The 6757-nt window shown below is 45.9% G+C and carries 7 protein-coding genes and 1 tRNA gene; 4 read left to right on the top strand and 4 right to left on the bottom strand.

Annotated elements, in window-relative coordinates:
* Window positions 1-14: 14 nt before the first annotated feature.
* The gene (locus GX019_10845; GenBank protein HHT37656.1) at window positions 15-908 is read left to right on the top strand and encodes a 3-hydroxyacyl-CoA dehydrogenase family protein; all 894 of its coding nucleotides are present in this window, start codon (window positions 15-17) and stop codon (window positions 906-908) included.
* A gap of 2 nt (window positions 909-910) precedes the next feature.
* A complete protein-coding gene (locus GX019_10840; protein HHT37655.1) occupies window positions 911-2107 on the top strand; it encodes an acetate kinase in 1197 nt (398 codons plus the stop codon).
* Between the two features lie 52 nt (window positions 2108-2159).
* On the opposite strand, the gene GX019_10835 is transcribed toward GX019_10840, so the two are convergent.
* A complete protein-coding gene (locus GX019_10835) occupies window positions 2160-3110 on the bottom strand; it encodes a LysM peptidoglycan-binding domain-containing protein (protein HHT37654.1) in 951 nt (316 codons plus the stop codon).
* Between the two features lie 142 nt (window positions 3111-3252).
* On the opposite strand from GX019_10835, the gene GX019_10830 reads away from it, so the two are divergent.
* Entirely contained in the window at window positions 3253-3903 is a 651-nt protein-coding gene (locus GX019_10830; protein HHT37653.1) for a DUF1614 domain-containing protein, read from the top strand.
* A 100-nt stretch (window positions 3904-4003) separates the two neighbouring features.
* On the top strand, window positions 4004-5020 hold the full coding sequence (locus GX019_10825) for a stage II sporulation protein P (protein ID HHT37652.1): 1017 nt from the start codon (window positions 4004-4006) through the stop codon (window positions 5018-5020).
* Here the strand turns inward: GX019_10825 and GX019_10820 are convergent.
* The 3 genes from GX019_10820 to GX019_10810 all read right to left on the bottom strand — a co-directional run bounded on the left by GX019_10820 (window position 5006) and on the right by GX019_10810 (window position 6744).
* Window positions 5006-5857: a histidinol-phosphatase gene (locus GX019_10820; protein ID HHT37651.1), complete on the bottom strand. Its 852-nt coding sequence runs from the start codon at window positions 5855-5857 to the stop codon at window positions 5006-5008. The two genes, GX019_10825 and GX019_10820, sit on opposite strands and share 15 nt — an antisense overlap.
* Before the next feature lie 4 nt (window positions 5858-5861).
* A complete protein-coding gene (locus GX019_10815; GenBank protein HHT37650.1) occupies window positions 5862-6569 on the bottom strand; it encodes a phosphatase PAP2 family protein in 708 nt (235 codons plus the stop codon).
* Window positions 6570-6669: 100 nt separating this feature from the next.
* Window positions 6670-6744 (bottom strand) — tRNA-Asn (locus GX019_10810).
* Between the last annotated feature and the right edge of the window lie 13 nt (window positions 6745-6757).

Below are 6757 nucleotides of genomic sequence, written 5' to 3'. Positions count from 1 at the left end.
AGGAGGTTTAGTTTATGGAAATTAAAAAAATAGCGATCCTGGGTTCAGGACGTCTCGGCCGCGGTATTGCGGAAAACGCAGCCACTAAAGGTTACGATGTAACCCTTTTCACCCAAGGTGCCGGCAGTCAAAACGCACCTCACCGGATCGAGCAGAGCCTTAACCGGAAAGTTGCTAAATGGGCTATGACCGAAACCCAAAAACGGGTGATTCTCAATCGGATCAATTATACCGCTGACTTAAAAGAACTGAAAAATGCTGACTTGGTTATTGAAGCAACTATTGATCATTTTTACACCAAGCAGGAACTGCTCCGGACTGCTGACCGTCTGTGTCGCCCGGAGGTAGTATTTATCCTTACCAGCGCAACTCTGCCGGTTTATGAGGTAGCGCGCGGATTAACCCGCTCTAATCTCTTAGTCGGAGCCCGCTTTATTCCGCCGGTTGTCGATGTGGACGCTGTAGAATTGAGCTACAGCCCAGATACAGATAAAAACGCGATTGAAATTGTGAAAAGATTCATCGCCCGCCTCGGCAAGCAGGCCGTTCGCGTTCACGAATCATCCGGACTGGTAAATCCCAGAACCTTGGTCACCTTGATTAATGAAGCCGCTTACCTATTAGATGAAGGCACAGCTTCAGCTGACGCGATTGAAACCATCGTAAAAGAAAGCTGGGGAATGGACCAAGGTCCATTTGAGATGGCTGACCGGATGGGCATTGATATCATCCTCGACTGGATGGAACAGCTGCAGAAGCGCTATGGAGATCGCTATAAACCTGCACCAATTATCTACAGACTCGTTCGTCAGGGCAGACTTGGTGTTAAAACTAAGCAGGGCTTTTTCAGCTGGAACGAGGACGGACAGCGAGCAGATAAACCAGGACATGGACAGGAGGAAAACTAGGTATGAAGATTTTAGTAATTAACTGCGGATCATCTTCGCTAAAATATAAGCTCTTTGACATGGAGAAGGAAGTTGTACTGGCCGATGGGAAAGCTGAGCGGATCGGCGAGGACGATGGCATTGTCACCCATCAAACAGTCGGCAAAGAGAAGGTCAGCAAAACCATGCCAATTCCAGAGCATGGTACCGCAATCTCCCAGTGCCTTTCACTTATAACTGATCCAGAGCTGGGCGCAATCCAAAGCCTGGATGAAATTAGCGGCATCGGACACCGGGTCCTTCACGGCGGTGAATACTTCAAGCAATCGACTCTGATCGATGACGAAGTTCTGCAGCAGCTGGAAGACTTAAGAGAATTAGGTCCTCTCCATATGCCGCCAAACATTCTAGGTATCCGCTCCTGCCAAAGGCTGATGCCGGGCAAGCCGCAAGTTGCGGTCTTTGATACAGCATTCCACTCTACCATGCCAAAACACGCTTATTTATATGCGATTCCTTATGAGCTATACCAGCGCTACCGGATTCGCCGCTACGGCTTCCACGGGACTAGCCACAATTATATTGCCCTTAGAGTGGCCGAGCTTATGAACCGCGATGCAGCCGATCTGAAAATTATTTCCTGCCACTTAGGCAATGGTGCAAGTCTGGCAGCTATCGATGGAGGCAAGTCTGTCGACACAACAATGGGCTTTACACCATTGGAAGGTTTAATGATGGGAACCAGAAGTGGAGATATCGATCCAAGTGCGCTGGAGTTCATCGCCGAAAAGGAAGACGTGCCTCTGCCGAACTTGATCAACATGCTCAATAAACACTCAGGCCTTTACGGCATTGCCGGAGTCAGCGACATGCGTGACATCATCCAAGGTGTAGAAGAGCAAAAACCGATGCATATGCTCGCTTACGAAATGTATGAGTACCGCATCCGCAAATACATTGGCGCGTACATAGCAGCTATGAATGGCGTTGATGCCATTGCCTTTACCGCTGGAATTGGTGAAAACACACCATGCCTGCGGAAAAAGATCTGCCAGAACCTAAGCTACTTAGGAATCTCGATTGACGAGGAGATCAATGAGCAGCGCGGCGAATATGAATTATCAACACCAGATTCAAAGATTAGAGTCTTTGTTGTACCGACAGATGAAGAAATCATGATTGCAAGAGATACACTTGATCTGATCTCTGACGAAAATTAATAAAGAGCGTGAAAAAACTGCAGGGGCCTTACTTTTAGTCCCTGCAGTTTTTTTAATATGTGAATCGATGCTGCCCAATCGTCACCACAGGTGTGCGGCTGTGCATAAATCGATCATTTGACAGTTTCGGATTAAAGAAGAATAAAGCGCCATTAGTAGGATCATTGCCATTTAATGCTTCTAAAGCTGCTCGATATGCCTGTTCACTCGCAGGCCGATAAAATGAACCATTGCGTATTGGTTGAAAAGCTCCTTCTTGGAAAAGCACTCCCCGCACTGTGTTGGGAAACTGACTGCTCTTAATTCTGTTAATGATAACTGCTCCAACAGCCACTTGACCGAGATACGGTTCGCCCCTGGCTTCAGCATGGATCATTTGGGCTATCCACTCTACTTCTTTATCGGTAAGCTTCAGTCCAACCGGATACTCTTTCAAAGTATCAGCTGGCACCACCAATGCCTGATTAACATGGATGGTTGTAGTCTCAAGGTTATTCAATTCCACCAGCTCGGCAACAGTAGTACCAAACATTTCGGCGATCGTGTACAAATTGTCGCCTTTAGCTACCTTATATGTTTCATGCTGCTTTTCCACTGTACGGACTGCATTGACCGCTTCTTTTGTTTTCACTACCAAAGCGCTGGCAATTGCATCCTCCAGTGAAGCGGCATCACAGCCAAATTCATCTTTAACTGCCGTTGATTCCTTCATCACATCTTTCACCGCATCTGATTCCGCCAGTGAAACATCAGGTTTCAAATCTATATCTGGCTCCAAAGGTTTGAGACTGGTGTCAGGAACTGCACTAAAGTATTCCTGCTCAATACTTTCGATGTCTTGAACTGCAGCTGTCTCTACCACTCCGCTTACACCGGCAGCTTCAGTTCTGTTTTCCGTAAACTGGTCTGCTGCGGCAACAAAGATAAAAATATTTATACAGATTAAAAGCACCATTATTATCGGAATCAGCTCAACAACTTGCTCAGAAACCGTTTTACGCATAAAATCGCCCCCCTTTCCTTCATGCATAAAACCACCATGCCTGTATCATAATATTCGTTCTCGTCACTTCTGATTACTTTAATTGAATAGGGACACTCCTTTTTTCTCACACTAACCATAACACCGCATAAGGAGAAGCGTTATGAGAAATCTTCCCATCAGCATTATTCTGCTGTCCGGCGTGATTGGTTTGATATTTCTTGGAGCAGCCCAGCGCGTTTTGGACCGCATGCGGCTGACAGATACAGAAGCCATTCTGCTCTTAGTCCTATTTATTGTTGCCCATTTTTTACCAGTAATTACACTAACTCAGTATCTGGCGCTAAACCTTGGCGCATTAATTCCTTTCGCCATCATTATATACCTTTTGCTCACCGCAGAAAAGCATGAGCGGATTCGGGCAGTCTTAATCAGCCTGGTTGCAGCCGCAATTTTGTATCTAACAGACAAGTTCCTGCCTACCCTTCCGGGTCAAATTCCTTACGACCTCGATCCTCTGTTTATACCTGGTGTGGCTGCGGGACTTATCTCCTATTTTACCACAAAATCGAGGCGAACTGCTTTCATCAGTGCCATTGCTGCAGTGATTCTCAATGATCTGGCTGCGGCAGTCAGTATATCTCTAAAAACTTATCATGCCCAAACAGTTATCGGCGGCGGTGGAATCTTTGACGCGCTCATGATCAACGGTATTTTAGCTGTATTTATCGCTGAGCTCATCGGCGAAATTGCTGAGCGCATTTATCGCGGGCCAGCAAAAATCTCAGACAACGGGGATGGTGATCACAATTAATAAAGCACTTATTATAAGTGTGCTATTAATACTTATTCTTTTTTGTCCCATTTGTCAAGGTTTGGAACTAAATCAGCTCAGTTACGAATTTTCTCGGGATTTGAACGTAGAAGAATTATGGGATGAGTGGTTGGAGCCGGAACAGTATATGACCATGGTGACTCCTGAGGGTGAAGTAATCATGCAGACAGCCAGACGCATTTATGAGGACGATGAATACCTTACCAGCGATAATAAGCTTTATCGTGTAGTAAAAATCGACGGAAATACAGCTTTTACTGAGCTTGTAGAATCCAAGGTAGATATAAACGCACAATCCATATCACTGAGGCAGATTCGCAAGGCTTTAGGTTTAAATCCGGTCCAGGCTCAGGAACAAGGTAAGAAGACCGGTCTCATTGGCATCTACCATACGCACAATGCGGAATCGTACATACCAACTGATGGCACCGACAGTATCGATGGCAAAGGCGGCATTCATGCTGTGGGAGACAGTTTTGCGTCAGCGCTGGAAAATCTGGGCGTAGAAGTGGGGTACTCAGAAAAGCTGCATCTGCCCCACGATCGCGGCGCGTACCGGCGGTCCCGCAGCACGGTATTGGAGCTCTTATCTCAAAATCCCGATGCCATCTTCGATGTCCACCGCGATGCGGCTCCTCAAAACGCCTACGCCGCCCAGATCGGTGATGATTGGATTACCCAAATTCAGTTTGTGGTAGGAAGGCAGAACCAAAATCTCGGAATCAACCGCCAGTATGCCCAGAGTTTAAAAGCCGCTGCAGACGAGATGTACCCAGGGTTAGTTAAGGGCATCTTTTTTGCCCGAGGCAACTATAATCAAGATCTAAGTCCCTTGAATCTGCTGATCGAAGCTGGTGCCCATACAAACAGCCGCGATGCTGCTATCAGAGGCATCTCTTTGTTTGCAGAGGTGGTTGATTATTATTTCTATGGGCCTAGGGACCAACGTCAGCGAGATTTTCACGTTCAAGGTGGTTCTAGTGCAGTCAGAACGCTTTTGTGGGTATTTCTATTTATTACAGCAACTGGTGTTATTTTCTATGTTATAAACGCCGGAGGCTGGAAAGCAGCTCTATCCCGTCTAAGACGACGCTGAATCGAACTCAATAGCTTTTGTCGTCCGCATCCGGTTTGAGTAGATACTGTACACGCTGACGCCACACCGGTTGGCTGCCTTAAGCAGCTGATCAAAATCAGCTCCCACATCTTCTGGGTAATGGGCATCTGAAGCAAAGGTAATCGGAATCTCTAACTCACCCGCCCGCTGTAAAATCCAATCCGCTGGGTAAATCTCTCCGACAGGCTTACGCAGACCAGCTGAACTTAACTCCAAGCTCAGCTGGTTTCTTGCCATTTTCTCCAAAATTTGGCAAACATGATCAGTAAATCTTGTGTCTGTCCGATGCCCAAATACCTTGATCAAATCAAAATGAGCGGCGATGTCAAATAAGCCAGAATCCACTGCGGAGCTCAGAACCTCATAATATCCTCGATAGGCTTGATCAGTATCCTGATTATCCCAAACTTCAGGAGCATAATCAAACCCCCATTTATCAATGACATGCACTGAGCCAAGAACAAAATCAAAAGGATACTGACTGATCAGCTTTTGAGCAAAACTTTCAGTACCCGGCAGATAATCAAGTTCCAATCCTATTTTGACCGGTATTCGCTGACTGCGCGCAGAAAGCAGTAATTCTATGTATTGATCTAAGTTGATCTTAAAGTCTTCAGCAATCCAATCCCGCATGAACTGATAGCTGCCTTCGCCCCGTGTTAAGTGCTTAAACATCGGATAAAACTCGCGGAATTTGTGGCAGTGCTCGGTGATACCGATTTCTGTAATGCCCCGTTTCTCTGCGATCTGCCAGAAACGCTCCAGCCACTCTAATGTTAAAGGTCCGTTTTCTAAATGCATGTGGTAATCAATCATGACACTATCTCTCCAATTCTAAATAGTGGCGTGCGCTTGCATGTCCAAGTGCCGCTCCAAATGCAACATTACTGGGCCAGTGCTGTTCCAGAAAAATACGGGACAATCCAATCATACCGGCTGCAGCATACCATAAACCCTTGAGCTCAGGATAATATTCCGATAAAACTACTGCTGCTGCTGTTGATGATGAAGTATGTCCAGATGGCATAGCAGCATAATCGCTGGCAAATTTAGGCCCATAAAAGGCAGCGCCTTCATTCAAATATGGTCTGGCCATTCCGGAAAGAGCTTTAACCACTGCTGTATTGACACCATTATAACCTATCACATGGAATAAATCGGAACCAAGTTCACTCCCATTTAAAACTAGCAGTAAGCTCACAGCTAAATGCAGTCTGGCATCGCCCAGCACTGAAACTGCAGTCCAAAACTCTTGAGGAAATGGATTTATTCCATGGAAAAGTTCATAATAAGCTTCATCCAGCAGCAAGAAATTAAAACCAACTACCATTCCACCGATCTCAAACTCTGCTAATCTAGGTTTAACAGTATAATAGCGATAAGTTACAGAAGGAAGCTCATTGAGAATTGAAGGGAAATCAAGATCCAGATCAGTTCCGTCGATACTTAAGATAATGTTATCGGCAGAATAAGCGGTGCTGCACAGAAAAATAACCACAGCAGCAGCTATAACCATCCTCTTCCACATCGGCATCCCCTCCAATACTCGTCAATTCGACAGCTGGCAAATAATTCCTATAATGAATATGAAAAACAGCACCGAAGCTGACTTCAGTGCTGTTAAGATATGGCTCCCCGGGCTGGACTCGAACCAGCAACCCTTCGGTTAACAGCCGAATGCTCTGCCATTGAGCTACCGAGGAGTATAAATTAGTT

It is taken from the genome of Bacillota bacterium (assembly GCA_012837335.1).
Lineage (GTDB): Bacteria > Bacillota > Limnochordia > Darwinibacteriales > DTU012 > DTU012.
This window is presented reverse-complemented; position numbering and strand designations above follow the sequence as displayed.